This window comes from Paratractidigestivibacter sp. (genome assembly GCF_052362415.1).
In the GTDB taxonomy this organism is placed as follows: domain Bacteria; phylum Actinomycetota; class Coriobacteriia; order Coriobacteriales; family Atopobiaceae; genus Paratractidigestivibacter.
This window is the reverse complement of the sequence record NZ_DAWEMK010000210.1, coordinates 1-1,686: the sequence shown is the minus strand read 5'-3', so window position 1 is coordinate 1,686 and position 1,686 is coordinate 1. Positions and strand designations below refer to the sequence as shown.

General features: G+C 66.1%; 3 protein-coding genes. All 3 read left to right on the top strand.

What is annotated here, in order from left to right; translation table 11 throughout:
• Positions 1 to 785, top strand: a 785-nt coding sequence (locus ACT84W_RS11015; RefSeq protein ID WP_444329255.1) for a phage tail protein, incomplete at its 5' end; no start/stop codon positions are given.
• The gene (locus ACT84W_RS11010; RefSeq protein ID WP_390447112.1) at positions 782 to 1,480 is read left to right on the top strand and encodes a distal tail protein Dit; all 699 of its coding nucleotides are present in this window, start codon (positions 782 to 784) and stop codon (positions 1,478 to 1,480) included. The genes ACT84W_RS11015 and ACT84W_RS11010, both read left to right, overlap by 4 nt.
• A partial coding sequence (locus tag ACT84W_RS11005; RefSeq protein ID WP_444329254.1) for a hypothetical protein occupies positions 1,481 to 1,686 on the top strand: 206 nt, incomplete at its 3' end.

The following is a 1,686-nucleotide window of genomic DNA, read 5'->3' as shown; positions in this document are numbered from 1 at the left end:
CGCTCGATGGAATCAGCTCGATTTGGTCAAGCGTGTGGGACACCGTCCGTGATTTCGCCGAGGTGGTCTGGGGACGCATCAAGTTCGCCGTCAACTCTGCGATAAATCAGGTCAGCGGCGTGATCAGCTCCGTGCTCAACAGCATCAGCTCCACGTGGTCGAGCATGTGGGGGAGCATCAAGAGCGCCTGCTCGTCCATCTGGGAGGGCATCAAGAGCGCGGCGTCCAACGGAATCAACTCCGTCTACAGGACCGTCACGAGCATCAAGGGCAAGATCACCGGATTCTTCTCGGGCGCGCGCAACTGGCTCTTCAACTCCGGCAAGTCGATACTCAACGGCCTGAAGGACGGCATCATGTCCGCTATCGGCTCGGTGACCTCGGCGGTCTCCGGTGCAGTCTCCAGAATCCGCTCCTTCTTCCCGTTCTCGCCGGCAAAGGTCGGCCCCTTCTCCGGGCACGGCTACACGACCTTCTCGGGCAAGGCCCTCATGCAGGGCTGGGCGCAGGGCATCGGCTCCAGCACCGGCACCGTGGTCTCCGCCATCAGCGGCGCCATGGACACCGCGCAGGGGATGCTCTCGACGGGCCTGACCGTCGCGCCGTCCGCTGTCTACACTCCGGCGCGTCCCGAGGAGGATTCCGACGACGCCCTCGCCGGCATCCTGTCCGTCCTCGAGCAGATCAGGGACAAGGACGGAAACCTGTACATCGACTCGGAGCGCGTCTCCTCCGCCATCGCGATGCGCGGCAGGCACACGCTCGCCGCAAGGGGGTTCGCATGATATTCGGCGGAATCGACCTAACGCCGTACCTGCTGGTGACCAAGGTCACGAGACCGATTGTCCCCAAGGTGCGGCTCGATGAGACCGAGGTCCCCGGCATGGACGGCACACACGTTCGCGCCACGGGCCTCGAGCCCGTCGAGATAGCGGTCGACTGCAACATCGTCGGCGGCTCCCTCGACGAGGTCGCCGAGGCAAGGGCCGTGCTCGCCTCGGCGCTGTCCGGCGGCGAGAAGGCCCTCGTGCTCGACGACGCCCCCGAGCGCTACATGCTCGCGCGCTACAGGGGAGGGGCGGAGCAGGGGCGCAACGCGCACATGCCGAATCTCACGCTCGGGTTCTACTGTGCAGACCCCGCCGCCTACGGGCAGCGGCGCTCCGAGCAGGTGTCGGCATCCCAGCGCGCCGTCGCCGCCGGGGGCAACTACAGGGCCTACCCTACGGTCACGTGCAAGCCCCCGGCAGGCTCGAGCTGGACAATCACCAACGTATCGACCGGGCAGTTCGTCCGCGTCGAGGCGTCGTTCACGGGCGCACAGACCGTCGTGCTGGACATGCGCGCCGAGCGCTGCACAGTCAACGGCGCGGACTGGCCCGTGACCGTCGCGAGCGACTTCTTCTCGCTCGACGGCGTGCAGCAGATCAAGACGAGCGGCGGCACCGCGACGCTCGAATGGGAGGAGAGGTGGCTCTAGGTGCGAATTGACGTATACACGTGGCAAGACGCCTACGTATCGACAATCGGCCCCGAGGAGCTGCTCGCCCTCACCCATACCGACGAGCTCAACGGCGAGGACAGCGTCGACATCACCACGACCTTCGCGCTCAAGCAGGGCTACCGCCTCGTGTGGGCCGACCGCCTCGGAGAGGTCCACGAGCACGTCTGCCAAGACCCCAAGGG